The 23647-nt window shown below is 69.7% G+C and carries 27 protein-coding genes; 14 read left to right on the top strand and 13 right to left on the bottom strand.

The window, feature by feature from the left end; all coding sequences use genetic code 11:
• Positions 1 to 262 precede the first annotated feature (262 nt).
• The 3 genes from DV707_RS12145 (at position 263) to DV707_RS12135 (ending at position 2587) form a co-directional block, all read left to right on the top strand.
• Positions 263 to 1408, top strand: a complete 1146-nt coding sequence (locus DV707_RS12145; protein WP_103991451.1) for a glycosyltransferase family protein — start codon at positions 263 to 265, stop codon at positions 1406 to 1408.
• Entirely contained in the window at positions 1405 to 1881 is a 477-nt protein-coding gene (locus DV707_RS12140) for a DUF7109 family protein (RefSeq protein ID WP_103991452.1), read from the top strand. The genes DV707_RS12145 and DV707_RS12140 overlap by 4 nt, the downstream gene beginning before the upstream one ends.
• A gap of 106 nt (positions 1882 to 1987) precedes the next feature.
• Positions 1988 to 2587, top strand: coding sequence for an NUDIX hydrolase (locus tag DV707_RS12135; protein ID WP_103991453.1), 600 nt, complete (start codon positions 1988 to 1990; stop codon positions 2585 to 2587).
• A 144-nt stretch (positions 2588 to 2731) separates the two neighbouring features.
• Here the strand turns inward: DV707_RS12135 and DV707_RS12130 are convergent, their stop codons facing one another.
• The 6 genes from DV707_RS12130 to trpC all read right to left on the bottom strand — a co-directional run bounded on the left by DV707_RS12130 (position 2732) and on the right by trpC (position 7310).
• On the bottom strand, positions 2732 to 3163 hold the full coding sequence (locus tag DV707_RS12130; RefSeq protein WP_103991454.1) for an Hsp20/alpha crystallin family protein: 432 nt from the start codon (positions 3161 to 3163) through the stop codon (positions 2732 to 2734).
• Entirely contained in the window at positions 3160 to 3318 is a 159-nt protein-coding gene (locus DV707_RS18630) for a DUF7559 family protein (protein ID WP_170216842.1), read from the bottom strand. Before DV707_RS18630 ends, DV707_RS12130 begins: the two co-directional genes overlap by 4 nt.
• 74 nt (positions 3319 to 3392) lie before the next feature.
• Positions 3393 to 4187: a 2-amino-3,7-dideoxy-D-threo-hept-6-ulosonate synthase gene (locus tag DV707_RS12125; protein ID WP_103991455.1), complete on the bottom strand. Its 795-nt coding sequence runs from the start codon at positions 4185 to 4187 to the stop codon at positions 3393 to 3395.
• 27 nt (positions 4188 to 4214) lie between these two features.
• Entirely contained in the window at positions 4215 to 5102 is an 888-nt protein-coding gene (gene trpA / locus DV707_RS12120) for a tryptophan synthase subunit alpha (protein WP_103991456.1), read from the bottom strand.
• A 1-nt stretch (position 5103) separates the two neighbouring features.
• On the bottom strand, positions 5104 to 6402 hold the full coding sequence (trpB, locus tag DV707_RS12115) for a tryptophan synthase subunit beta (RefSeq protein ID WP_103991457.1): 1299 nt from the start codon (positions 6400 to 6402) through the stop codon (positions 5104 to 5106).
• On the bottom strand, positions 6399 to 7310 hold the full coding sequence (gene trpC / locus DV707_RS12110; RefSeq protein ID WP_103991458.1) for an indole-3-glycerol phosphate synthase: 912 nt from the start codon (positions 7308 to 7310) through the stop codon (positions 6399 to 6401). The genes trpB and trpC overlap by 4 nt, the downstream gene beginning before the upstream one ends.
• A gap of 256 nt (positions 7311 to 7566) precedes the next feature.
• Here trpC and DV707_RS12105 point away from each other — a divergent pair, with 256 nt between their 5' ends.
• Positions 7567 to 8031, top strand: a complete 465-nt coding sequence (locus DV707_RS12105; protein WP_103991459.1) for an MGMT family protein — start codon at positions 7567 to 7569, stop codon at positions 8029 to 8031.
• Between the two features lie 46 nt (positions 8032 to 8077).
• On the opposite strand, the gene DV707_RS12100 is transcribed toward DV707_RS12105, so the two are convergent.
• The 3 genes from DV707_RS12100 to lonB all read right to left on the bottom strand — a co-directional run bounded on the left by DV707_RS12100 (position 8078) and on the right by lonB (position 11733).
• The gene (locus DV707_RS12100; RefSeq protein ID WP_103991460.1) at positions 8078 to 8407 is read right to left on the bottom strand and encodes a hypothetical protein; all 330 of its coding nucleotides are present in this window, start codon (positions 8405 to 8407) and stop codon (positions 8078 to 8080) included.
• A gap of 126 nt (positions 8408 to 8533) precedes the next feature.
• Positions 8534 to 9565 (bottom strand): CPBP family intramembrane glutamic endopeptidase, encoded by a 1032-nt coding sequence (locus tag DV707_RS12095; protein WP_103991461.1) that lies wholly within the window; start codon positions 9563 to 9565, stop codon positions 8534 to 8536.
• Positions 9566 to 9573: 8 nt separating this feature from the next.
• Positions 9574 to 11733 (bottom strand): ATP-dependent protease LonB, encoded by a 2160-nt coding sequence (lonB, locus tag DV707_RS12090; protein ID WP_103991462.1) that lies wholly within the window; start codon positions 11731 to 11733, stop codon positions 9574 to 9576.
• 166 nt (positions 11734 to 11899) lie between these two features.
• Here lonB and DV707_RS12085 point away from each other — a divergent pair, with 166 nt between their 5' ends.
• Together DV707_RS12085 and DV707_RS12080 are read left to right on the top strand one after the other, a co-directional pair.
• Positions 11900 to 12433 carry a nicotinamide-nucleotide adenylyltransferase gene (locus DV707_RS12085; RefSeq protein ID WP_103991463.1) on the top strand — a complete coding sequence of 178 codons (534 nt, stop codon included), beginning with the start codon at positions 11900 to 11902 and terminating at the stop codon, positions 12431 to 12433.
• A 9-nt stretch (positions 12434 to 12442) separates the two neighbouring features.
• Complete coding sequence (locus DV707_RS12080; RefSeq protein WP_103991464.1) at positions 12443 to 13252, top strand: SAM hydrolase/SAM-dependent halogenase family protein; 810 nt, start codon at positions 12443 to 12445, stop codon at positions 13250 to 13252.
• A gap of 36 nt (positions 13253 to 13288) precedes the next feature.
• On the opposite strand, the gene thsA is transcribed toward DV707_RS12080, so the two are convergent.
• On the bottom strand, positions 13289 to 14857 hold the full coding sequence (gene thsA / locus DV707_RS12075; RefSeq protein ID WP_103991465.1) for a thermosome subunit alpha: 1569 nt from the start codon (positions 14855 to 14857) through the stop codon (positions 13289 to 13291).
• A 290-nt stretch (positions 14858 to 15147) separates the two neighbouring features.
• Between thsA and DV707_RS12070 the strand changes: the two genes are divergently transcribed.
• Positions 15148 to 15978, top strand: coding sequence for an amidohydrolase family protein (locus DV707_RS12070; protein WP_103991466.1), 831 nt, complete (start codon positions 15148 to 15150; stop codon positions 15976 to 15978).
• Between the two features lie 81 nt (positions 15979 to 16059).
• Here DV707_RS12070 and DV707_RS12065 read toward each other — a convergent pair whose 3' ends face one another.
• Both DV707_RS12065 and DV707_RS12060 read right to left on the bottom strand, forming a co-directional pair.
• Entirely contained in the window at positions 16060 to 16962 is a 903-nt protein-coding gene (locus tag DV707_RS12065; RefSeq protein WP_103991467.1) for a glycosyltransferase family 2 protein, read from the bottom strand.
• A 116-nt stretch (positions 16963 to 17078) separates the two neighbouring features.
• Complete coding sequence (locus DV707_RS12060; RefSeq protein ID WP_103991468.1) at positions 17079 to 17792, bottom strand: class I SAM-dependent methyltransferase; 714 nt, start codon at positions 17790 to 17792, stop codon at positions 17079 to 17081.
• Positions 17793 to 17984: 192 nt separating this feature from the next.
• On the opposite strand from DV707_RS12060, the gene DV707_RS12055 reads away from it, so the two are divergent.
• The 5 genes from DV707_RS12055 to DV707_RS12035 all read left to right on the top strand — a co-directional run bounded on the left by DV707_RS12055 (position 17985) and on the right by DV707_RS12035 (position 21247).
• Positions 17985 to 18257: a MarR family transcriptional regulator gene (locus DV707_RS12055; RefSeq protein WP_103991469.1), complete on the top strand. Its 273-nt coding sequence runs from the start codon at positions 17985 to 17987 to the stop codon at positions 18255 to 18257.
• 182 nt (positions 18258 to 18439) lie between these two features.
• Positions 18440 to 19243: an MBL fold metallo-hydrolase gene (locus DV707_RS12050; protein WP_394337402.1), complete on the top strand. Its 804-nt coding sequence runs from the start codon at positions 18440 to 18442 to the stop codon at positions 19241 to 19243.
• Positions 19244 to 19416: 173 nt separating this feature from the next.
• Positions 19417 to 20283, top strand: a complete 867-nt coding sequence (locus DV707_RS12045) for a YkgJ family cysteine cluster protein (protein WP_103991470.1) — start codon at positions 19417 to 19419, stop codon at positions 20281 to 20283.
• 51 nt (positions 20284 to 20334) lie between these two features.
• Positions 20335 to 20724, top strand: a complete 390-nt coding sequence (locus DV707_RS12040; RefSeq protein ID WP_103991471.1) for a hypothetical protein — start codon at positions 20335 to 20337, stop codon at positions 20722 to 20724.
• A gap of 70 nt (positions 20725 to 20794) precedes the next feature.
• Entirely contained in the window at positions 20795 to 21247 is a 453-nt protein-coding gene (locus DV707_RS12035) for a TIGR00725 family protein (protein WP_103991472.1), read from the top strand.
• Between the two features lie 26 nt (positions 21248 to 21273).
• On the opposite strand, the gene dph2 is transcribed toward DV707_RS12035, so the two are convergent.
• A complete protein-coding gene (gene dph2 / locus DV707_RS12030; protein ID WP_103991473.1) occupies positions 21274 to 22308 on the bottom strand; it encodes a diphthamide biosynthesis enzyme Dph2 in 1035 nt (344 codons plus the stop codon).
• A 154-nt stretch (positions 22309 to 22462) separates the two neighbouring features.
• Between dph2 and DV707_RS12025 the strand changes: the two genes are divergently transcribed.
• Positions 22463 to 22837: a YlbF family regulator gene (locus DV707_RS12025; protein ID WP_103991474.1), complete on the top strand. Its 375-nt coding sequence runs from the start codon at positions 22463 to 22465 to the stop codon at positions 22835 to 22837.
• 108 nt (positions 22838 to 22945) lie between these two features.
• Positions 22946 to 23629: a MinD/ParA family ATP-binding protein gene (locus DV707_RS12020; protein ID WP_103991475.1), complete on the top strand. Its 684-nt coding sequence runs from the start codon at positions 22946 to 22948 to the stop codon at positions 23627 to 23629.
• Positions 23630 to 23647: the final 18 nt, after the last annotated feature.

The raw sequence follows: 23647 nt of genomic DNA, 5'->3' as shown, positions 1-23647 counted from the left end.
ACTGTCGGCCGTCACGTGTGGCGAACAGTCGGCACAGCGCCGGCGACGACCTCCCCGAACCGCCGTCGGCGTTTCCCCGCGTCGGCGTGCCGAGCAACCGCGGCCCGACGCGGGATGGCTCCTACGTCACGGGGACGCTGGCCGCTCCATCGTATATAAAAGTGCGTGGCCGAACCGGACGCGATCGCTCCACGACGCCTCCCCGTCGTCCCGACCGCCGGAACCCCCGCGCTTTTGCTCGTCCCGTCCTGAGGGCAGTTCGATGGAGTACGTGCAAACGCGGGTAACGACGCTCCACGACCTCGCCGATCCCCTCCCGGCCGCGCCGACGGATCGCGCGGCGGTCGTCGTCCCGATGACGGAGCGCGAGTACGAGACCGACGCCGCGAACCGGATGTTGCGCGTCCTCGAAGGGCTCGACCCCGCGCGCGTCGTCGTCCCCCTGCGCGCCGCGACGGATCGGGTCGGCCCCGTTCGCGAGTGGCTCTCGGGGTTCGATCTCTCCTTGGACCTCCTGTGGTGTGACGGGCCGCGGGTCGCTTCGCTGCTCGCGGAGGCCGGCCTCGGCGGCGGTCGCGGCAAGGGACGGGACGTGTGGCTCGGACTCGGCCGCGCGACCGCCGAGGAGTTCGTCGTCGTCCACGACGCCGACACGACCACGTACGACGAGTCGTTCGTCCGCCGGCTGTTGTTCCCGCTGACTCGCGGGTACGACTTCGCGAAGGGGTACTACGCCCGCGTCGAGGACGACCACCTCTACGGTCGGCTCTTCCGACTCTTCTACGCCCCGCTCGTCCGCGCCCTCGTCGACGAACACCCCGAACCGTACCTCCGGTACCTCGACTCGTTCCGGTACGCGCTCGCCGGCGAGTTCGCCGCGACCGCCGAGATGGCGCGTCGGATCCGGACGCCGCGGAAGTGGGGGCTCGAAGTCGGGACGCTCGGCGACGCGTTCGACGTGGCCGGGTTCGAGGGGACGGCTCAGGTCGACCTCGGCACGTACGAACACGACCACCGAACCGTCGAGGGGTCCGCGGGGCTCTCCGACATGAGCCGGTCGGTCGGCGAGACGCTCCTGCGGAGCGTCGTCGAACGCGGCATCGACCCGGACTTCTCGACGCTCCCGAGGCGCTACCGCGAGGCGGCGAGCACACTCGTCGACCAGTACGCGCTCGACGCGGCGTTCAACGACTTCCGCTTCGACCGCGCCCACGAGCGGGCCCAGGTGTCACAGTACGCCGCCGCCGTCGAGGAGCCGACGGGCGCCGACGACCGCCTCCCGGCCTGGGCGGACGCCCCGCTCTCCGCGGAGGCGGTGAGTGAGGCGGCCGAAGCGGACGTCGAAGACGCGGTCGCCGGAGGAAACGCCGGCGTCGCGGCCGCCGACGCGACGGGGTTCGGAGAGTGACCTCGGAACTCCAGTCCGACGAACTGGCCGGCGTCGTCGACCTCTTCGGCGCGCTCACGCCCGCGGAACTCGAACGCGCGCTGGGCGAACTGGCGTTCAAACAGGGCTCCGACGTCGAGGCCGCCGCGCTCTCGGGCGCCGTCGACGACGCGGTGGCCTCGTACGCGCTGGTTCGCTACGAGCAGGGCGGCGAGACGCTCCTGATCCCGGGGCCGGCGGCGTTCCCGACGCTCCCGGAGAACGCGGAGGACCTGCCGCACATCCTCGACGTCCGGGAGCGGGACGTCGACCGCGAGGCCGCCGCACGGGCGGTCGCCGAACGGCTTCGGACCGAGGCGGCACGCGCCGTCACCGACGGGGACGAGGAATCGATGCGGCGACTGTTGGACGTCACGTACGACGTCGCCGTCTGGTCCGACGCGGTCGATGTCGACGACATCCGGGCGCGCCTCGACGACGAACTGGACGCGTAACCCACGCGGGGCGGACGCGTACCCTCCGGAGCGCCGGCCGCCCCGAATCCTTCACGAATCCTCAGCAGACAGTATAAGACGCCCGGGCTCCTACGTCCCTCCGAGTATGGATCTCTCGCGGGTGTCGGGACACGCGCCGGACGCGGTCGAAGGGGCGGGCCAGCAGGCCGCGGTCCTCGCGCCGATCCTCTATCGGGACGGTGAGGAGCACGTCCTGTTTACCAGGCGCGCGGACCACCTCGGCGAGCACCCCGGCCAGATGAGCTTCCCCGGCGGGTCGCGCGAGCCGGAGGACTCGGGTCTGCGCGCCACGGCACTCCGTGAAGCCGACGAGGAGATCGGTCTCCGAGCCTCCGAAACGAGCGTCGTCGGACGGCTCGACGACATCCGGACAGTCACCGACTACTCCGTTCGACCGTTCGTCGCCGAGGTGCCGGACCGCTCGTACGACCCCGACGAGCGCGAGGTCGCCGAGGTCGTCGCGCTCTCGGTCGCGGAGCTGACCGACTTGGGGAACTACGAGTCCGAACGGCGCGAACACCCCACCTACGGCTCGCGTCGCATCCACTTCTTCCACGTCGGCGACTACACCGTCTGGGGCGCGACCGGCGTGATGCTGCTGCAACTGCTCGAACTGACGACCGACTGGACGGTGCCCGAAGAGCCGGACCGCGTCGTCGGCCCCGACGCGGAACTGCCGGTCTGATTATGGGAGGTCGGCGGTCGCCGATCCGAGGGGGCTACGGTAGGGACCGATCCGAGGGGGCTACGGTAGGGACCGATCCAGGAAATCGGCGGTGGTTCCGGTTCGAGAGGCCGACGGCGGCGGGTCCGACGCCGGTCGCGTCCCTCACGCCTCGGCGTCGCCGCCGCGCTTGGGGACCTCTACCTGCAGCGTTCCCGACTCGGTGACAGTCGCGGAGGCGCTCTCCGGATCGACGGCGACGCCCTCCGGAAGCGGCGCCGCGCCGTCCAGAGAGAGTCCGCGTCCGGGAAAGCGCATCTCGAAGCCCTCGTGGAAGGTGCGGAACCGATCGACCGTGACGCGCACCTCGCGGTCGACGAAGCGCACCTGCACGTCCTTTCGACGGACGCCGGGCGCGTCGAAGACGACGAGGTACGCCTCGTCGCTTTCGAGGAGGTCGTACGGCAGCGGCGTCCGTTCCTGCACCCGAGCGACGCCGCGCCCGACGCGTTCTAGGGCGTTCTCGGCGATCGACTCGCCGAGTTCCTTCAGGCGCTCGGGAGCGTCGCCCCCGTCGAACCGCTCGAAGCCGCTCATAGCTCGATCGCCTCCAGCGAGTCGCCCTCGCGACAGTACGGGCAGACGAAGTCGTCGACGCCGACGCTGTCGGGCATATCGTACGTGTAGTGAAGCTCGAACATATCGAGTTCGCACTCGTCGTTGGTGCATCGAACTTCGAGCGTCGCGGGCATACCTCCGGGTTGGCCCGCCACGGTGATAAGCACGTGGGCTCGGAAGTCTCCGACCGCTGCGTGGTCGTTTTCGTTCAGGCTTCGAGACCCAGCCCCGCGGCCTCGACGGCGTCGTCGACGTCGGCGTCGTCGTGGATGATCGCGCTCACCGCGCGGGTGATCGCCTCCGGCTCGTCGTGCTGGAAGATCGACCGTCCCATCGACACGCCGGCCGCGCCGGCGTCCATCGCGCCGCGGACCATCCGCGCGGTCTCTAAGTCGGTCCCGCGGCTCCCGCCGGCGATGACGACCGGCAGGCTGGTCGCCGCACAGACGCGCTCGAAGGAGTCGGCGTCGCCGGAGTAGGCGGTCTTGACGACGTCCGCGCCCAGCTCTTCGGCGATCCGGACGGCGTGCGAGAGGCTCTCGGCGTCGTGTTCGTCGACGCCGGGGCCGCGCGCGTAGCTCATCGCGAGCACCGGCACGCCGAGTCGGTGGGCCTCTTCGGTCAGGTCGCCCAGTTCGGTCAGCTGATCCGGTTCGTGGTCGCTGCCGACGTTGATGTGGAACGAGACCGCGTCCGCGCCGGCGCGCAGCGCCGCCTCCACCGAGCCGGTGCGTCGCTTGTCCTCCTCGTCGGGGCCGATCACGCTCGATCCGTTGAGGTGGACGATGTAGCCCTTGCCGTTCTTGTTCGGGTGGACGCGCGGGGCGACGCCCTTCTGCGTGAGGACGGCGTCGGCGCCGCCGCGCGTGATCGAGTCGACCGTCGATTCGAGGTCGACGAGGCCCTTCACGGCCCCCAGTGTGATTCCGTGGTCCATCGGGACGACGAGGTATCGCCCCCCTGTCGAGACGCGGTCGAGCCGCGCCGAGAGTCCTGCGTTCATCGTGTGAGAGACTGTGGCAACCGTCGGTTATTTGCCTTCCGCTTGGGGCACGCGTTGTTCGTATCCGCGCAGGGCGCCCTGCTTCAGTTCTCGGGCCTTCTCTTCGAGCCGCCCGGCGACCGTCTCCGCCGATTCGCCCGCCTCGGCGCCCTCCGCCACGATGTCGACGAGCGCGCTCCCGACGATGATGCCGTCCGCGCCCCCGGCGACGATCCGCTCGGCGTGCTCGCCGGTCTTGATCCCGAACCCGACCGCCTTCGGGACGTCGTAGTCGGCGAGGCGGTCGAGGCTCTCTTCGGTCTGCCCGGAGACGTCCTCCTGCGCGCCGGTGACGCCCAGTCGCGCCTGCACGTACACGTAGCCGGAGACCTGCGACATAATCCGCTCCAGCCGGTCCCCGCGGGTCGTCGGCGCGACGATGAACACGAGGTCGAGGCCGAACTCGTCGCAGGCCTCTCTGAGCGGGTCGGCCTCCTCGGCGGGGAGGTCGGGGACGACGAAGCCCGAGAGCCCGACCTCCGCGGCGCGCTCGACGAACGGCCGGGGACCCTGCTCGGAGCCGTATTGGTAGATGAGGTTGTAATAGGTCATACACACGAGCGGTACGTCGACGTCCAGGTCCTCGACGAACTCGAAGAACCGATCTGGCGTCATTCCGCCCTCCAGCGCCCGCACGACCGCGCCCTGGATCGTCGGGCCCTCCGCGATCGGCTCCGAGAAGGGGAGCCCGAGTTCGATGACGTCCGCGCCGCCGCGTTCGAGCGCCTCGACGTATTCGAGGGAGGACTCGTAGTCGGGGTCGCCCGCGGCGAGGTACGGGACGAACGCGGGGCCGTCGGCGAAGGCCGCTTCGAGGTCGGGGTTGCGGACGGGATCGGAACCGGACCCGTCGTCCACCGAAGATCCGTCGCCCATCTCAGATCCCCCCCGAGAACTCGGCCATCGACGGCGCGGCCTCGATGTCGCGCTTTTCGGTCTCCTCGATGACGGTCTCGAGGTCCTTGTCGCCGCGGCCGGAGACGTTCACGAGGACGACCTCGCCGAGGTCCTCGTGGTGCTCTTCGAGGTAGCCGAACGCGTGCGCCGTCTCCAGCGCGGGGATGATCCCCTCCAGCTGGGAGAGCCGGTGGAACGCCTCCAGCGCGCCGTCGTCGTCGACGTTGACGGCGTGTACCCTTCCGTCGTCGACGAGGCGGGCGAGTTCCGGTCCGACGCCCGCGTAGTCGAGGCCGGCGGAGACGCTGTGGCTCTCCATGATCTGGCCGTCGGAGTCCTGCAGGAGCTTCGTCCGCGCGCCGTGGAGGACGCCCTCCTCGCCCGTCGACAGCGACGCCGAGTTGGGGGCGACGCCGGCCTCCTCGTCGACTTCGAGCGTGGAGCCGCCGGCCTCGACGGCGTAGAGATCTACCGACTCGTCGTCTCGCGGCTCCCCGCCGCTCGCCTCGTCTGCGGAACGAGGTTCCGCGTCGTCGACGAAGTGCGCGAACGCGCCCATCGTGTTCGACCCGCCGCCGGCGCAGGCGAGCACCGAGTCGGGGAGCCCGCCGGTCTTCTCCCGCAGTTGGCGGCGGGCCTCCTCGGAGATCACGGCCTGGAAGTCTCTGACCATCGCGGGGAAGGGGTGCGGGCCGACGACCGAGCCGATGACGTAGTGGGTGTCCTCGACGTTCGTCGCCCAGTCGCGCATCGTCTCGGAGATGGCCTCCTTCAGCGTGCCGCGGCCGGTCGTGACGGGGTTGACCGCCGAGCCGTTGAGCCGCATCCGGAAGACGTTGGGGCGCTGGCGGTTGATGTCGCGCTCACCCATGTAGATCTCACACGGCATATCCAGGTGCGCCGCCGCCATCGCCGTCGCGGTGCCGTGCTGGCCCGCGCCGGTCTCGGCGACGATGCGCTCTTTGCCCATGTACTTCGCGAGCAAGACCTGCCCGAGCGCGTTGTTGAGTTTGTGCGCGCCGCCGTGCAGGAGGTCCTCGCGCTTCAGGTAGACCTCCCGGCCGTACCGCTCGGAGAGCCGTTCGGCGTGTTGCGTCGGCGTCGGTCGTCCGCCGAAGTCCCGGAGTCGGTCCCGGAACTCGTCCATAAAGCCGTCTTCGTTCTCCAAGACGTACCGCTCGTAGGCGTCGGTCAACTCCTCGATCGCCGGCATCAGCGCCTCCGGTACGTACTGTCCGCCGTACTCGCCGAACTTCCCGTCCGCGTACTGTTGTGTCATTGGTTTGTGTCCGTGTTCCTCGGTGTCGTATCTGTCGACTCCGCGCGTCCTCGCTTCGCGTCCGTCGACTCCGAACTCGTCGGCCCCGCGTCCGTTTCCGCGTCGCTCGTCTCCGCCGCTCTGCTCGCCCGCTCGGCGTCCGCCGTCGTCAGCCGCTCGGTGTTGGCCTCGACGTCGCCGTCCATGATGGCCGTCCCGATCAGGAGCGCGTCCGCCCCCGCCGCGCGCATCCGACGGACGTCCGCGACGCTCGTGACGCCGCTCTCGGCCAGGAGCGTCACGTCCTCGGGGACGTGCGGAGCGAGCCGCTCGAAGGTGTCGAGGTCGACCTCCAACTTCCCCAGGTCGCGGTTGTTCACGCCGATTATCTCCGCGCCGACCTCGAGGGCGCGATCCAGTTCCTCGCGGGTATGAACCTCGACGAGCGGCTGAAAGCCCCGCTCGCGGGCCGCCTCGTACAGCGTCGCGAGCGAGTCCGTCCCCTGCTCGTCGAGGAAGCGCGCGATGAGCAGGATCAGGTCCGATTCGACGGCGTCGAGTTGCGCCTCGCGGACGACGAAGTCCTTCCGCAGGACGGGGACGTCGACGGCCCCGCGGATACGACGCAGGTTCTCCGCCGACCCGCCGAAGTGCTCGGGCTCGGTCAGCACCGACAGCGCCGTCGCGCCGCCGGCGACCATCTCCCTCGCGAGGTCGACGGGGTCGTCGGTCCGTTCGCCCTCGGTCGTCGGACTCGTCGGCTTGACCTCGGCGACGACGGGGACGCGTCCCGCCGCCTCCGTCGCCTCGACCGCCGCGGGAAACGACCGGGCGTCGACGTCGAGTCGCTCCGCCCCGCCGGAGCGTTCGCGCGCCGTCGCGAGTATCGAGCGCACCGCCGGGGCGAGTTTGTCCTCACTAGCGTTCATCTATGTTCATTGACGGACTCTTTTGCACATAAGGCTTGCGCGTCGCGGGCGGCCGTTCGCGTCGCCGACTCGGTCGTCGGGGCTGTCCGATGTGACGGGCCCGACGATGTGATTGGGCTGTCCGAAGCGAGGAGGCCGAAGATGCGAGGAGGTCGAAGACGCGAGGGGAGCGACGATGTGACGGGACCGACGAGGCGACGGGAACTGATTCGGGCCGGTCGCGAACGTTCAAGGCCGACGACGAGCAACCCCCGGTATGGACCTCGGCACGGACGACGGGATCTTCGCCCGCGAGTCGGACCGACTGGACCGCGCCGTCGAGATCGGCGTCGCGAGCGGCCGCGTCGTCGGCGTGTCGTTCCCGGAGACCGTCCCGGCCGACGCCGACCCCGACCACCCGGTGCTCGATCGGATCTTCGCCTATCTCGACGGCGAGGCGGACCACCTCGCCGACGTCGAGGTCGGGCTCACGGTACCGACCGAAAACCGGCGCGTGCTGGAGGCGGCGCGGAACGTCCCCTACGGCGAGACGGTGTCGCTCGACCGCGTGGTCCGAATGGCCGGCCTCGACCCCGACGACTCGGCGGACGTCGAGACCGCTCGAACCGCGCTCTCGGAGAACCCGATCCCGCTCTTAGTTCCCGACCACCGCGTCCGCGACGCGCCCGGCGGTGCACCGGAGGAGGTCGCCGCGCGGCTTCGCGAGATCGAATCCGCCTGAGTCGTGAGGGCGCGACGGGGCGCGCGCTGAGACGGATCCGCCGGGACTACCGCCATCGCAAATAAAAGTACCCGACGAACCCGACGACGAAGAACGCCGTCGACGCGAGCGCGGCGGCGCCGAACCCCGGGACGAGCGCGAGCAACTGGGCGAGGCCCGCAAGCACTAGCGCCGCGGCGGTGACGTAGACGACCCGCTCGTCCTCCGACGGCGAGCGGTTCGCGTACACCGTGTACCCGAAGTAGCCGGCGACGGCGGCGAACCCGAGGTCTGCGGCCGTCGTCACCACGGGGTCCCCGGTGACGATCGACGCCAGCAGCAACACGAGATAGCCGACGAGCACCGACTGCAGTATCGTCCGCGAGCGGCGTTCCATACCCTCACGAGCGGGCCCGAGGGACAAAAACGGTCGGGGCGTTCGCCGGACCGCGTCGTCGGACCGTTCACCGACCGACCCGCCGGATCGCTCACCGACCCGCAATCGCTGGCCCGCGTCGTCGGCTCACGCCGCGTCGCGCGGCCACTCGACGCCCAGCCCCTCGTGGACGACGAACTCCAGAGCGTTCACGAGGTAGTGGGCGACCACGACGACGAGGAGGCTCCCGGTCGCGACGAACGCCGCCGCGAGAACGAAGCCGAGCGCGCCGGTCACGAGGACCCCGATCCGACCCTGCGCGCCGTGGCCGAAGCCGAAGGCGACCGAAGACAGGAGGGCCAACGCCCACGGCGAGACGTCGTACCCGGCGGCGAGCACGCCGACGAGCGCGCCGCGGAAGAGCAGTTCCTCGAACCCGGCGATGACTGGCAGGACGACGAAAAGCAGCGCGGCCCACCCGACAGCGGAGTCGGGCGCGAGCGCGCTCCGCAGTCGGTCGCCCTCTCCGAGTCCGAACCGCGCTCCCGCGGCCGCGCCGGCCTCGTTGGCGGCGTAGAGCGCGAGGCCGAGCCCCACGCCGATCGCGAGCGAACCGGCGGTGGTCGTCTCGCTCGCGACGCCGAACGCCCGCGCGGGGATCTCCGCGTACCACGCGCCAGCGAGCAACAGCGCGCCGAACAGGCCCTGAGAGAGGGCGACGTTCGCCAGGAGCGACGCCGCCGAGAGGTCCGACGCCGCGGGACGGCCCTCGATCGAGCGGGAACCGTCGCCGCGGTCGTGGCTGTCTGTCACCTGGAGTTCGACGCCGGACTTCGGCAGGACGATCGTCTCTCCGTCCTCGTCGCGATCGGACGCCGCTTCGTCGGTCCCGTCGGCGAGGCGGTCCGGCCTGTCGGCGCCGTCGGTGGTTCGGTCCGCTCTGTCGGCGTCGTCGGCGACGCGGCCTCGATCGTCTGGGTCGACCACGGTGCCGTCGCCCCGGGCGTCGCCGTCGTCGAAGACGACGTTTCCGCTCGGGCCGTCGGGTTCGTGGTTCGCACTCTCGACGCGTTCGTCCGTCGGGGCGCCGTCGAGGACCGCTCGCGACGCGTGGGAAAGTAAGAGCAGCCCCGCGGTGACGACGATCGCGAACCCGGCGAACGTCGCCCACTGGGGCATTTTCGCGGCTACTGCGGACTCGGACTGGACGGTCCGGAGACGCTCTCGCCCTGCGAGAGCGCCGAGCCGGTGATGCTCTTGAGGCGGTCGACGAGCGAGTCCTTCTCGGGTTCGCCCTCGAGGGCGATGTCGAGGACCTCGCTGATGTGTGAGACCGGAATGATCTCGACCATCTCCTCGTACTCCTCTTCGATCATCACGTCCTGGAGGTTCGCCGCGGGGATGATGACCCGGTCGCACCCGGACTTCGCGGCGGCCTCGATCTTGTGGGTGACCCCGCCGACCGGGAGCACGTCGCCGCGGACCGACAGCGAGCCGGTCATCGCGAGCGACTGGTCCACGCCCATGTCTTCGAGCGCGGAGATGACCGCGGTCGCGACCGTGATCGAGGCGGAGTCGCCGTCGACGCCCTGCTGACCGGCCTGGACGAACTGGATGTGGATGTCCATCTCCGAGATGTTCTCGTCGGAGAACTTCTTGATGATCGCCGAGACGTTCGAGACGGACTCCTGGGCCATCTCCTTCAGCTGACCGGTGGCGATGACCTCACCGGGCCCCTGCGAGGGGGTGACCTCGGCCATCACGGGGAGCATAATCCCCGAGTCCTCGCCCATCACGGCGAGGCCGTTGACCCGGCCGACCTCGTAGCCCTCCGAGACCTGGAGTTCGTAGTCCTTCCGGCGTTCGATGTAGTCGTCGGCGAGCTGCTGCTCGATCGAGCGGCTGCGCCCCTTCGCCTGCAGGACGTGATCCCGCGTGACGAAGTCGGCGTCCTCCGAGCGGGCGATGTCGCCCGCGACGCGGACCAGGCCACCCAGGTTCCGCAGTTTGAGCGTGAGGTGACCCTTGCGGCCGGCGCGGCGCCGCGCCTCGAGGATGACCTCCTCGATGGCCTCCGCGGAGTACTCCGGCAGCCGACCGTCCTTCGCGACCTCCTGGGCCACGAAGCGGGCGTACTTCCGGCGCATCTCGGGGGTGTCCTCGATGGTGTCGTCCATGTACACCTCGTACCCGTACCCCTTGATCCGCGAGCGCAGGGCGGGGTGCATGTTCTCCATCGCGTCGAGGTTCCCCGCGGCGATCATGATGAAGTCCGTCGGGACGGGTTCGGTCTGGACCATCGCGCCCGAGGAGCGCTCGGACTGGCCCGTGATGTGGAACTCGCCCTCCTGGATCGCCGTCATCAGGTGCTGCTGTGAGCGGATGTCGAGCGTGTTGATCTCGTCGATGAACAGCACGCCCTTGTTCGCCTTGTGGATCGCGCCGGGTTCGACGCGGTCGTGGCTCGGCGTCTCCATTCCGCCCGATTGGAACGGGTCGTGGCGGACGTCGCCGAGCAGCGCACCGGCGTGGGCGCCGGTCGCGTCCTCGAACGGCGCGGTCGTCGTCTCGGCGTTGTTGACGATGAGGTTCGGCACCATCGCGTCGCCGCCGCGGGAGCCGTAGCGGAAGGCGAGGTAGATGACACCGGCCGCGAGGATGCCGAGCAGGATCTGCCCGGCGATGATGAACGAGTAGCCGATGACGATGGCGATGATGATCCACATGAGGAACGAGCGCATCTGGTTGCGCTTTCGCGCCTCCTCCTTGTGGGCCTCGACGATCTGTTCGCCCTTCCCGGCGGGGACGGTCCGAACCTTGGGGTTGTTCCCGTCGTCGGGGTTGTGATAGACGAGGACGTCCTGGAGTTCCTCCGGCGGCAGGAGTTCTGACATCGCCTTCGCGAGCATCGACTTGCCCGTCCCGGGCGAGCCGATCATCATCACGTGGCGGCGCTGCTTGGCGGCTTTCATCACCACGTCGCGGGCGTGTTCCTGGCCGATGACCTGATCGACGAGTCGGTCCGGGACGTCGATCTCGCTGGTGGAGTCGATCTTGAGTCCGCCGAGGAGGTCGTCCTCGTCGACGTCCTCTGCGACCTCGGCGTCGACCTCCACGTCGCTACCGAGGTCGTCGATGGTCCCCTCGCCGGCGTCCTCCGAGTGGCCGTTCTGGCTCCCGGGCACGTCGCCGCGCTCGCCGGGCCCGACGGGACCGTCGGACGGTTCGTCGGCGACGCCCTCCGTGAACCCGTCACCGCCGTCTGACGGCGGCGACTCGGGCTCCTCGTCGGTGACGCCGCCCCCCTCTTCGGGGGCGTTCTCGTCGGCTTCCGTGTCGTTACTCATAGAATACTTCGCTACTTCAACGGTAGGTCGGGCGACTGATATACTTTCTCCTCGCGTGTGTCGGTGCCGCATCCACGAGACCGGCTGTTACAGCCCCTATACCGCGTGAACGAGTGGCTTGACGGATCTCGGGGTATTTATAAACGGCGCGACCGACTGAGGTGGTATGCGGGGGTTCTACATCGGCCGGTTTCAGCCCTACCACGACGGGCACCACCGGATGGTCGAGGAGATCGCGACCGAGGTCGACGAACTCGTCCTCGGGATCGGATCCGCGGGCGACTCCCACAGCCCGCGGAACCCGTTCACCGCCGGCGAGCGCGTGATGATGGTGACCAAGTCCGTCGCCGACCTCGACGTCACCACGTACGTCGTCCCCATCGAGGACCTCGACCGGAACTCCGTGTGGGTGAGTCACGTCCAGAGCATGTCGCCGGCGTTCGACGTCGCGTACTCGAACAACCCGCTCGTCATCCAGCTGTTCTCGGAGGCGGGCGTCGAGGTCCGACAGTCGCCGATGTTCAACCGGGACGTCCTCGAGGGCGCGGAACTGCGCGCGCGGATGATCCGCGACGCCGACTGGCGACACTTGGTGCCCGACCCCGTCGTCGACGTCGTCGAGGAGATCGACGGTATCGAGCGGATCCAGCGCGTCAGCGACACCGACGCCAACGGCGACGACACCGACGATCCCGAGTGAGGAAGAGCGATGATCACTCTCGCCTCCGACTTCGGCTCGCCGTATCCGGCCGCGATGAAGGGCGTCGTCCTCCGGCGGTCTGACGCCCGACTCGTCGACGTCGCCCACGACCTCCCCCGGCAGGACGTCCGCGCGGCCGCGTTCTGGTGCCGCGAGACGCTCCCGTACTTCCCGCCCGCCGTCCACCTCGTCGTCGTCGACCCCGGCGTCGGCACCGACCGCGACGCGCTCGTCGTCCGCGTCGGCGAGCACGCCCTCGTCGCTCCCGACAACGGCGTGGCGCTGCCGGCCGCTCGACGGCTCGCCTCGGAAGCGGCCGGGACCGTCCCCGACGTCGAGTGCTTCGGATACGACTACGACGACCCCGCGTCCGCGACGTTCCACGGCCGCGACGTCTTCGCCCCCGCCGCCGCCGAGATCCACGAGACCGGCGTCGACGCGCTCGAAACGCTCGATCTCGTCTCCCCGATCGAATCGTTCGCCCCGACGGAGTCTCCGGGTTCGGTCGTGGACTGTCGATTCCCCGAGCCGACGGTCGACGGCGAGGTCGGGGAGGCCCGCGGCGAAGTGCTCGTCGTCGACGACTTCGGGAACGCGATCACGAACGTCCCGGGATCGTTCGTCGCGGGCCGCGAGGGCGACACCGTCGAGGTGAACGGCGTCCCCGCGCCGGTCGCGACCGCCTTCGCGGACGTCGAGGCGGGCGAGCGGCTGGTGACCGTCGGCAGCCACGGCTTCGTCGAGTGCGACGTCAACCGGGGGCGCGGCGACGAGGCGTTCGGGCTCGCGCCCGGTGACGAGGTCGTCCTCGTCGGGTGAAAACGAAAACCGATCCGCAGCCGTTCGTTCCCTCCGTCAGTTCGCCGCGATGACGTCGTCGATGCGGACGATCATCGTCGCCGCCTCGGTCGCGGCGGTGATCGCCTCGCGTTTCACGGCCGCGGGATCGAGCACGCCCGCCTCGACGGGGTCACCGATCGCGCCGGTGCGGCCCTCCGAGATGATACCGGCGACGCCCTCGCGGTCGAACGTCGAGCGGAGTTCGACGACGGCGTCGATGGGGTCCATCCCGGTGTTCGTCGCGAGCGTGCGCGGGATCGCCTCGACGGCGTCGGCGAAGGCCTCGACGGCGAGTTGCTTGCGTCCCCGGATCCCTCCGGCGTGCGAGCGGACGTACTCGGCGACGGCGACCTCGGTCGCGCCCGCGCCGGGGACGACGCCGCCGGAATCGATGGCGGCGACGGTCACGTCCACCGCGTCGTTGATCGCCCGTTCGAGTTCGTCGACCACGTGTTCGGTCCCGCCGCGCAGCAGGAGGGTGACGGTCTTCGCGGCGTCACCGCCCTCGACGAAGGTGAGTTCGTCCCCGCCGAAGCGTCGGATCGATATCGCCGCGGCGCGGCCGAAGTCCGCGTCCCCGAGGTCCTTCACGTCCCCGAGCTGCTTCGCGCCCGTCGCCCGAGCGATAGCGCGCGCGTCCGAAGAACTGACGCTGTCGAACGCGAGGACACCGTGGCTCGCCAGACGGTCCGCGACGCGGTCGGCGATCGACTTCGTACAGAACAGGACGTCGACCCCCGCGTCGGCGAGCGCGTCGGCGTAGCCTCTGAGTTCGGCGTCCTCGGCCTCGATGGCGGCTTCGAGCTGGTCAACCGAGGAGATGGTGTACTCGGCGTCGGACTCCCCCTCTCGGATGTCGAGCTTCGCCGTGAGGACGGCGACGGTCGCGTCCTCGACGGCCCGGGGCATCCCCTCGCGGACGCGCTCTTCGTCGACGACGACGCCCTCCACCAGCTCCGTCGCCGAGGACGACGCGCCGGTTCGGGTGAGCACGCGGACGTCGTCGGGATCGAACGGTTCGTCCCCGTCGTGTACCGCGCGGACGGCGTCGACGACGTGTCGCGCGAGCGCGTCGGCGGTGACGTCGCCCGTCCCCTTTCCGGTCATCGACGACTCCGCGACCGACGCCAGGAGGGCGTCGTCGAGTCCGACGTCGAGCACCTGCTCGTCGATCGCCTCCTGGGCCAGCCGCGCGGCCTCGTTGTAGCCCTCGACGATCACCGTCGGGTGGAGGTCGTCGTCGAGCAGGTCCTCGGCGTGCGTGAGCAGTTCGCCCGTCAGCACCGACGCCGTCGTGGTCCCGTCGCCGACGCTCTCCTCCTGGGTCTGGGCGACCTCGACGATCATCTGGGCGGCGGGGTGCTCGATGTCCATCTCTTCTAAGATAGTCGCCCCGTCGTTGGTGACGACGACGTTCCCCTGGGAGTCGACGAGCATCTTGTCCATCCCGCGGGGGCCGAGCGTCGTCCGGACCGCGCTCGCGACGGCCTTGCCCGCTCGGATGTTCGAACTCTGGGCGTCGCCGCCGCTGGTCCGCTGGCTGTCACTCGAAAGAACGTACAGTGGCTGCATACGTGTCGACATATCTATGAATCCTCGACGGAAAATACGATAGCAGTTCTATATATAGATATCGCTTCTGAGAGCTCTAAATGCCTGTTTAGCGCTTTTGATACCGCCTCGGTAAGGTGAGCGAAAAATCGGCCGCGGCTTAGTCTCTGTCTCCTACTTGATTTCGTATGTTTCCCTCGCCCGGGGCGGACTCCTCCGGAGTCGCGCCGGCATCCTCGGCTCGGAGCGCGGTCACTGACGTCGCCGAACGCGGCCGCCGCCATCGCCAAGGTATATTTGCGTCGCCGCGACACTGTTCGACGATGCTCGAGTTGAACCACGGGTTCAGGGTCGTCGACCTCCACGCGCGACTCGATCCGAGCGACGAGGCGGAGGTCGCCAGCCGGGGCCGCGAGACGACGCCGGAGGCCCTCGAACGCGAACTCCATCAGGCGGGGGTCGTGCGGGCGGTCGTCTCTCCGGGGGAGCGACCCGAAGGGGAGGGGTACCTCCGCGCCAACAACGCGGTCGCCCGGCTGAGCGTCGACCGGCCCTTCCTCGCGTTCGCGCGCATCGACGGGCCGCGCGATCCGGGGTCCCGTGCGTCCGCCCGGCTTCGAAACCTCACCGCCTCGCGGAAGGACCACCACGTCAGTCCCGAGGACGTCGAGCAGTACGCCTACGACGACCGGTTCCACGGGTTCACGCTCGCGCCCGACCGGGACGGCCTCCCGGACGAGGAGACGCTTTCGGAACTGGGCGACGTCGAACTGCCGCTCGTCGTCCGCGCCGGCCGCGCGTTTCCCCCCTCGGCGGTCGAAGAGACGCTTCTCGACCGCGGCTTCCCCGTGGTGCTCGCCGGGTTCGGGGGGTACCCGCTCGACCGGGAGTTGATGTCGACCGCCATCGACCTCCTCGACGACCACGATCACCTGTATCTCGACACCCGCTACGTCCGCTTCCGGAGCGTCCTGGAACGGGCGCTCTTGGAGCACCCGGACCGGGTCCTGTTCGGGAGCGGCGCGCCGGAGACGCACCCCAACGTCGGCGTGATGGAGATCCTGACCCTCGACGTCTCCGAGGACGCGATGCGGCGGGCGTTCTCCTCGAACGCTTCGCGGATCGTCCCCGGCCTCTCGCCGGGCGAGACGTAGTCGACACTCGGCGTCGTTCCGTCGCTTCCTTCCGCTCACTCCGGCGTCGCTCGGCCGCTCACCGACGCGTCGTCCGCCCGCTCATCGCCGATCGTACTTCGCGACGGCCCGATCGGCCCGCTTCGAACAGCCGTGGGGGTTGCGCGCGGGCGTCCGATCTCGCGCTCGGGCGACGAGGCCGTCCGACCACCCCGTCGCGATCCCGACGACGACGTCCCGCCCGCTCCCGAACCACCCCGTCGGTGACGCGTCGCCGCCGACGACCTCCCGGGCCGCGGAGACGGCGTCGGCTCCCGCGTGGGAGGCGATGCGGCGGAAGACCGTGGGTCGAACCCCGTAGTTCTTCACGAGCCGGTAGGCGAGCGCGCGGTACTTCCACTCGTGGTCCCGTTCGTCGACCCCGCCGTCGGCCTCGTACTCCGTTCGGACGCACTGTTCGGACTCCCAGGCGACCTCGTGGCCGAGCCCCGCGATTCGGTGTGCGGCGTCGCGAGCGCCGCCGGTTTCGAGGTACTCGTCGAACCCGTCGAGGTCGTCGAGAACCCCGGCCCGAAACGCCACGTTGCCGCCGTTGAAGTACGTCACCTCGCGGTTTCGGATCTGCCGCCGCTCCGGCTCCGTGGTCGTCATTCCCGCCGGCAGCGTCTCGTGGACCGGCCCCGTCACGACCGGCGCGCGCTCGATGCCCGCCTCGATGGCGTCCGTCCAGGTCTCCTCGACCGCGAGGTCGTGGCGCAGAAACGCGACCACGTCGCCCGCGGCGGCGCGGATCCCCGCGTTTCGGGAGACGTTCAGCGTCCGGTCCGACACCTCCACGAGCACGTCGACGTCGTCTCGGTCGCGGACCATTCCGGTCGTCCCGTCCGCCGAGGGGCCGTTGACGACGACGACCTCGGCGTCGGGCGCGTTCGCGGCCAGCTCGTCCAGCGTGGCCGCGAGGTGATCCCGCCCGTTCAGGGTCGGGATCACTACCGAGAGCTCCATACCCATGGGTCGCGGCACGAGAACTTAAATGTCGCACCTCGGGACGGGGGCGTCCCACGGCGACGCCCGGTCGCGTTCCGATACCACCCACGGACCGCTCCGTGGGTGCGGCGTCCCTACGCGTCCTCGACTTCCGCCGTCCAGTAGGATACCGACGCGAGCGCGTCCCCGACGGCGGTCGCTCCGAGAGAGGTGTCGACGTCGCGGAACTCCTGGGCGATCCCGTTGGGGATCTTCCGGTAGAAGCCGTACGGAAGCAGGAAGTCGTGTTCGCCGTTCACAAGCCGCAGGCCGGCGCCGTCGAGGAGTCGCTTCACCTGCGGGGCGGAGTACAGATGCGACCCCATCGGGAGGAGCCAGTTGTAGACGACGCGGGCGCTGCGTCCGTTGAACGTGTCGAAGAAGACGAGGTTCTTCGAGACGCGGGCCATCTCCGCTATGAACTTCGCCGGCGTGTCCGCGAGGTGGAAAAAGCGCATCGCGAACACGGCGTCGAAGTGGTCGTCGGGGAAAGGAAGGCGGGCGGCGTCGCCGCGGAGGAACTCTATGTGGTCTGCGACGCCCGCCCGTCGGGCCTTCTCGCGCCCCTGGGCCAACATCGCATTGGAGATGTCGAGACCGACGATGTTCGCGCCCCGCTCGGCCAGCATCGCCGTGAACCGCCCCGTCCCGCAGGCGATTTCGAGGACGTCTTTCCCCTCCACCGGGCCGATCGCCTCGACGACGGCCCGCTTCTCGCGGTCGTCGATGAGTCTCCCGCCCCGCGAGAACCGCTTCGAGTCGTACTCCTCGGCGACGTCGTCGGCCTGGTACCACTCCTTTCCTTTCACGCTACCATCCCGTCCTCGCTCGTGGACTAAAACCGTACTGGAAGCGCGCCGGAGCGACGGACCGGTGCACCGTTCGGGCGTCGGCGTCGTCGCCCCGGAATCCGGGCCGTCCTTGTATGTGTATAAGGTCTACGGATTGTATTGTCACACTTGTAGACAACCTTTACCAAGAGTGCAACATTTGCTCTCGGTATGAGCACCAGTACCGCAGAACTCGACGGCGACGAACTCCTCTCACAGTCGGAGTACCGGGACCGCCTCCGCGAACTCCCGCCGAGCGCGAAACTCGTCGCGAAAGTACTCGAGGGCGACGCTCCGCTCTCGCAGGGCCAACTCGCCGAGGAGTCGCTGCTGCCGGACCGGACCGTTCGCTACGCCCTCAACCGCCTCGAGGACGCCGACCTCGTGGGGTCGCGTTACAGCTTCAAGGACGCCCGCAAGCAGGTTTACTACCTCAACACCTAAGTCTCACCGACGCCCTCGACGGCCGCCGCTCGGAGAGACGTCTCCGACGCCACCGTTTTCTCCCCCGACGCCACCGTTCGCTCCCTGATGCCACCGTTTTTCCCCGACGCCACCGTTTTCCCTCGACGCCACCGTTCGCTCCCTGACGCCAACGTTTTCTGCTCTCGAAGAGCGATACGACTGTGACCGTTACGCCGCCGAACGCGCCGCCGATCCGACGCGTCCCGGTTTCCGTCGACGCCCCCGTCCCGACGGGATCGACCAACGCCTACCTCGTCGGCGAGGACGCCGCACTGCTCGTCGACCCGCCGGCCAGGACGGACGACCTGGACGACGCCGTCGACGCCGCGTCCGTCGAACACGTCGCCGTGACCCACGCCCACCCGGACCACGTGGGCGCCGTCGAGACGTACGCGGAAGAGACGGGTGCGACCGTCTGGTGTCGCCGCGGGCGAGAGAGGCGCTTCGCCGACGCGGCGGGCGTCGATCCGGACCGGACGTTCGTCGAGGGCACCGAACTCCCCGTCGGCGACGGCGTCGGCGTCATCGACGTCCCCGGCCACGCCCCGGACCACGTCGCCTTCGAGACGACCGCCGGGACGCTCTGCGGCGACGTCGCGATCGCCGAGGGCAGCGTCGCCGTCGCCGCGCCCGAGGGCGACGTCCGCGCGTACCTCGTCGCGCTCCGACGCCTCTACGCCCGGAACCCGCCCCGCCTCTTCCCGGGGCACGGGCGGGTCATCGCGGACTCGCGGGCGGCCTGTGAACGCCTGCTTCGACGCCGACTCGACCGCGAGAGAGACGCGCTCGCGGCCGTCGAAACCGGCGCTCGCGACGTCGATGCCGTCGTTGAGGCCGTCTACGACCGGGACCTCTCCGGCATCCGCGGGTTCGCGAGGGCGACAGTCGTCGCGCACCTGGAGAAACTCGCCGCCGAGCGTCGCGTGCGCTTCGACCGCGAGGCGGAGACCGTCGAACCGTACTGAGCGGAGTCGCTCGGTTCGTCCGAGGGCTGGTTCGGTTCGTCCGAGGGCCGGCTCGGTTCGTCCTGAGGCCCGGCTCGGCACTTCCTGATGATCGGCTCGACACCCTTCTCGACGGACGGTCTCCGACCGGCGCGACCGAGAGGCCTTTGTCCGCGCCCGCCCGACGACGACCCGTGACCGACGCCCCCTCCCTCGAAGCCGAACTCGAACGCGCCCGCGACCTATCGGTGTCGGAACTGGCCGACGCCATCGAGTCGATCGGCTTCGAGTGCACGCGCTGCGGCGCGTGCTGCAAGGGCCACGAGCGCGAGGACGGAACGGGGACGGAGCCCCACACGGCGACGGTCTTTCCGGACGAGGTGCGGCGGTTGCAGTCGGCGGCGAGCGGGGAAAGAGGACGGGACGGCGACGGTGACGCCGTCGAATACGAGGCCGCCGACGACGGGAGCAGCGACTCCGACGCCGACGACGGGAGCAGCGACTCCGACGCCGACGACGAGAGCGGCGCATCCTACGACTGGCGGGACGTCGCCCGGCCGATGCCCTACGGGGTCGTCGACGGCGAGGACGGACCCCAGGGCGAGACGTTCGAGTGGGCGCTCCAGACCGACGCCTGCGGCGACTGCGCCTTCTACGAGGAGGTCGGCGAGCGCGCGGACGGGACCCCGAAAGGCGGCTGTCGCGTGCACGAGGACCGGCCGCTCATCTGCCGGACGTACCCCTTCAGCGTCGCCCTCGGCGGCACCAGCCAGCCGATGGGCGAGGCCGTCGACGAGGCGGGGATGGTCCGCGCCCACGAGTGCGAGGGGCTCGGTCGCGACATCTCCCGCGAACACGCCGAGGAGCTGGCGAGCGCGCTCAAGGAACGTGCGGTCCGGGAGCTCGAGGAGGCCATCGGCGTCCGCGACAACTACGAACCGGTCGACGTCGGCGGCGTGGTCGTCTACGACTCCGAGGGACCGAAGCGCCCCGACGGGACGCCGGTCAGCGCCGAGGGTGCCGGTGCGGACGCGCACGCGGATTCGGACGGGGATACCTGACGGCCCGTCGGGTGCGAGGCTTCTTGACGCTTCTCTCCCTAGCGAGCGGCGATGACAACTGCCCCCTTCGAGCAGATCGCGGCCGCGACCGAGGGCGACGAGGTGCGGGTCACCCTGGCGGCGGACTCGGCCACCGTCGGCGGCGTCGAACTCGACTCGCCGATCGTCACCCGGGTGGCCGCAATCAGCGAGGAGACGGTGGACGCGCGACAGAAGGACGTCGACATCGACGGGATCGTCGACCGGCGGATTCTCCGTCTCGCGCCCGTCTCGGGCGACGACCGCCACGAGGCGTACGTGCTCGAAACCCGCAGCCCGGTCGTCGGCGAGGAGACGGTCTGTCCGCTCCGGGCGCGTCCCCGTTCGGGGTGCGGCCCCGCCGACGACGTCGGGACGCTTCCCGACGTCGGCGAGGTCGAAACGGTCGAGGTCCGCTCGTAGACCGCGCAGCATTCGGTGCGGGTCCGTCCGAAGGCGAAACCACTTCATCCTCACCGGGCGAGCGTCCGCTATGCGAGTCAGCGTCATCGGCGGGAGCGTGATCGACGACGAGGAAGCGGAGACGGCGACGGCGCTGGGACGACTGCTCGGACAGCGCGGCCACACCGTCGTCTGCGGCGGTCTCGGCGGCGTGATGGAGGCCGTCTGTCGCGGCGCGTCGGAGGCGGACGGACACGCGATCGGGATTCTCCCGAGCGACCGCCCCGCGGACGCCAACGAGTACGTCGACGAGGCGATCGCTACCGGACTGGGTCACGCGCGCAACGCGCTGGTCGTGATGAACGGGGACGCCGTGATCGCGGTCGACGGCGGCGGCGGGACGCTCTCGGAACTCGGCTACGCGTCCGTGTACGACCGGCCGACTGCCGGCATCGGCACGCACGACGCGGCACACGTCGAGGCCGTCGAGACGGCCGAGGAGGCGGTCGAGTACGTCGAATCGGCAGTCGGAGGGGAAAAGTAACGGAAGAGACCGGCCGCGGTTTCCGACTACCAGGTGCCGTGGAACGTGTCGAACGACAGCGAGTCCAGCGGTTCGTCGCCGACGGCGATCCGGTACTCGCCGGGCGTGAGCATCGGCTTGTGGAACTGCGGGCCGTCGTCGGTCGTGATCCGGGGACAGCCGGTGTTGACGAACGCGTCCATGTCGAAGTTCCGCAGGCGGTCGGGCGTCACCTCGTCCATCGTGATGAGGTAGGCGTCGTCGTTGTCCTCGATGATCTCTTCTGCGATCTCCATCCGGCCCTGACCGATCTTCGTACAGAAGATGACGCCCCACTTCTCGGCGTCCATCGCGCGGTGGACGGCGCCGTAGCGCTGCTTCAGGAACTTCTCCGTGTCGGCGACGGTCACGACGTTGTTGACGGGGTCGGCGATGAGCACCTTCTTCTCGGGGTGCTCCATCGCGAGACCGAGCGGGTGGAACTTCCCGCCGCCGACGTACAGCACCTGGTCGGCGTCGATGTCGGCGGAGGCGTAGTTGCAGCCGAGCACCTGCCCCTCGTAGGTCAGGCGGTCGTCGCCGCGGCGGGTGTGGACGTCGTAGCCGCGCTCTTCGAGCCACTCGACCATCTCCCCGAAGCGGTTCATGTGCTGGGCGGTAGTGACGAGGCCGACCTCCTCTTCGGGCAGTTCGTCGACGGCCTCTTCGAGGATCGGGAACGGATCGACGTTCGAGAACAGCGGCACGTAGATGATCTTCTCCGATTCCTTCATCGGGGAGTGCCCGAAGTGGACGAACACGTCCGTGCGGCGCATCAGGTAGGTGTCGAGGTCGCAGGCGCCGTAGCAGGGCTGTCCCGAGAGCATGAACGTCACGTCGTCGTCGCACAGTTCCCGGAGGTCGTCGGCGACGGCCGGGCCGCGGCGCTTCAGCCCCTCGGGGAACTGCAGGCCGACGCGCGTCGCGTCGCGGTCTTCGATCTCCTCGACGATCCGGTCCAGTTCGTAGTCCCACTCGCGGTCGTGTCGCAGCGACATCCCGGTGTTGCGGAGGTCTCCCTCCGTGGCGGCGTCCTGGCTCATTGGAACGGAGTAGCCGGCCGACGCCCATAACGCCGGCGGTTCCGAGACGCCCGAAAACGACCGTGAGAGTGTCTTTCGTGACAGACAGCCGGCCGTCCGTTCCGCCGTCGCGCGCTCCGGCACCTTCAAACGCCTCGCGTCCGAACGGGAGACGATGAGCGTCCAGAAAGATCGGCTCGAAGAACTCGGCCGCGAACTCGGCGACGCGATCGCCGAGACGCCGGAATACGAGGCCTTCGAGGAGGCGAAGGCGGCCGTCGAGGCCGACGACGAGGTGCAAGAACAGATCTCGACGTTCCAGGAACGGCGGGATCACTATATGCACGCCCGACAGATGGGCAACGCCACCGAGGAGAACCTCCGGAAGGTACAGGAGGCCCAGGAGGAACTGCACTCGATGCCGAAGATGGCCGCCTACCTCGACGCACAGGAGGACCTCCAGGAGCGGCTCGAGGCGGTCAACGAGGCGATCTCCGAGCCGCTGGCGGTCGACTTCGGCGGCGAGGCCGGCGGCTGCTGCCACGACTAGCTGTCCCCGACAGAGCGTTCTGTGTGGCGTTTTCTGTTTTCGTGACGTCGTCCACGACTGCCGAGAGCCGCCCGAGCGTTCATATACGAGGCCGGGACCACGGGCGGTATGTTCGCGATCGCCGGCGGTAAGGGAGGCAGCGGCAAGACGACCACGACGCTCGGGCTGGCCAGAGCGATCGACGGCCCGACGCTCGCGGTCGACGCCGACTGCGACCTCCCGAACCTCCACGCGCTGGCCGGCGTTCCGCGGGCGGCCGCGCCGGGCGGTCGCGGTCACCCCGACCCGGCGTCGAGCGGCGGCGACACGCGGATCGTCCCGGCCCCCCGCGACGCCCCCGACGGCCTCGGGAGTCGCCTGCGTCGGCTCCGGGAGCGCGAGGCCGTCACGTCCCCCATTTCTGTCGGCGACGGCGACGGATACGGAGTCGACAGCAACGGCGAGCCGACGACCGTCCTCGTCGACTGTCCCGCGGGTGCGGGACCGGACGCGACGGTCCCGCTGCGCGTCGCCGACGGCGTCCTGGTCGTCGCGACGCCGTGCGTCGCCGCCCTCCGCGACGCGGCGAAGACGGCCGCGATGGCGCGCGCGGTCGGCACGCCGGTGGTGGGGGCCGTGCTCACCCGCGCGCGACTGGCCCCGCCGGGCGTCGAGGACCTCCTCGGGTGTCGGGTTCTCGGGGTCGTTCCCCCCGCATCGGACTCCCGAGCCGACGAACCGCTCTCAGATCCGATCGTCAGCCGCGCGTACGACGAACTCGCCGAGACGCTGTCCGATCGGCCGAACACCTAAGCCGGTAGACTCCGTACG

The organism is Halobellus limi, assembly GCF_004799685.1.
GTDB lineage: Archaea > Halobacteriota > Halobacteria > Halobacteriales > Haloferacaceae > Haloquadratum > Haloquadratum limi.
Note: the sequence above shows the minus strand (reverse complement) of the source record. Positions and strands in the feature narration are given on the sequence as shown.

Coding starts and splice junctions, on each gene's coding strand:
- dph2 (WP_103991473.1), bottom strand. CDS start 22,308: ATGAGCCAGGACGCCGCCACGGAGGGAGACCTCCGCAACACCGGGATG.
- DV707_RS12085 (WP_103991463.1), top strand. CDS start 11,900: ATGCGGGGGTTCTACATCGGCCGGTTTCAGCCCTACCACGACGGGCAC.
- DV707_RS12035 (WP_103991472.1), top strand. CDS start 20,795: ATGCGAGTCAGCGTCATCGGCGGGAGCGTGATCGACGACGAGGAAGCG.
- DV707_RS12100 (WP_103991460.1), bottom strand. CDS start 8,407: ATGGAACGCCGCTCGCGGACGATACTGCAGTCGGTGCTCGTCGGCTAT.
- DV707_RS12020 (WP_103991475.1), top strand. CDS start 22,946: ATGTTCGCGATCGCCGGCGGTAAGGGAGGCAGCGGCAAGACGACCACG.
- DV707_RS12135 (WP_103991453.1), top strand. CDS start 1,988: ATGGATCTCTCGCGGGTGTCGGGACACGCGCCGGACGCGGTCGAAGGG.
- DV707_RS12105 (WP_103991459.1), top strand. CDS start 7,567: ATGGACCTCGGCACGGACGACGGGATCTTCGCCCGCGAGTCGGACCGA.
- DV707_RS12095 (WP_103991461.1), bottom strand. CDS start 9,565: ATGCCCCAGTGGGCGACGTTCGCCGGGTTCGCGATCGTCGTCACCGCG.
- DV707_RS12130 (WP_103991454.1), bottom strand. CDS start 3,163: ATGAGCGGCTTCGAGCGGTTCGACGGGGGCGACGCTCCCGAGCGCCTG.
- trpC (WP_103991458.1), bottom strand. CDS start 7,310: ATGAACGCTAGTGAGGACAAACTCGCCCCGGCGGTGCGCTCGATACTC.
- DV707_RS12040 (WP_103991471.1), top strand. CDS start 20,335: ATGACAACTGCCCCCTTCGAGCAGATCGCGGCCGCGACCGAGGGCGAC.
- DV707_RS12070 (WP_103991466.1), top strand. CDS start 15,148: ATGCTCGAGTTGAACCACGGGTTCAGGGTCGTCGACCTCCACGCGCGA.
- DV707_RS12025 (WP_103991474.1), top strand. CDS start 22,463: ATGAGCGTCCAGAAAGATCGGCTCGAAGAACTCGGCCGCGAACTCGGC.
- thsA (WP_103991465.1), bottom strand. CDS start 14,857: ATGTCGACACGTATGCAGCCACTGTACGTTCTTTCGAGTGACAGCCAG.
- DV707_RS18630 (WP_170216842.1), bottom strand. CDS start 3,318: ATGCCCGCGACGCTCGAAGTTCGATGCACCAACGACGAGTGCGAACTC.
- trpA (WP_103991456.1), bottom strand. CDS start 5,102: ATGGGCGACGGATCTTCGGTGGACGACGGGTCCGGTTCCGATCCCGTC.
- trpB (WP_103991457.1), bottom strand. CDS start 6,402: ATGACACAACAGTACGCGGACGGGAAGTTCGGCGAGTACGGCGGACAG.
- DV707_RS12065 (WP_103991467.1), bottom strand. CDS start 16,962: ATGGAGCTCTCGGTAGTGATCCCGACCCTGAACGGGCGGGATCACCTC.
- DV707_RS12145 (WP_103991451.1), top strand. CDS start 263: ATGGAGTACGTGCAAACGCGGGTAACGACGCTCCACGACCTCGCCGAT.
- DV707_RS12125 (WP_103991455.1), bottom strand. CDS start 4,187: ATGAACGCAGGACTCTCGGCGCGGCTCGACCGCGTCTCGACAGGGGGG.
- lonB (WP_103991462.1), bottom strand. CDS start 11,733: ATGAGTAACGACACGGAAGCCGACGAGAACGCCCCCGAAGAGGGGGGC.
- DV707_RS12055 (WP_103991469.1), top strand. CDS start 17,985: ATGAGCACCAGTACCGCAGAACTCGACGGCGACGAACTCCTCTCACAG.
- DV707_RS12080 (WP_103991464.1), top strand. CDS start 12,443: ATGATCACTCTCGCCTCCGACTTCGGCTCGCCGTATCCGGCCGCGATG.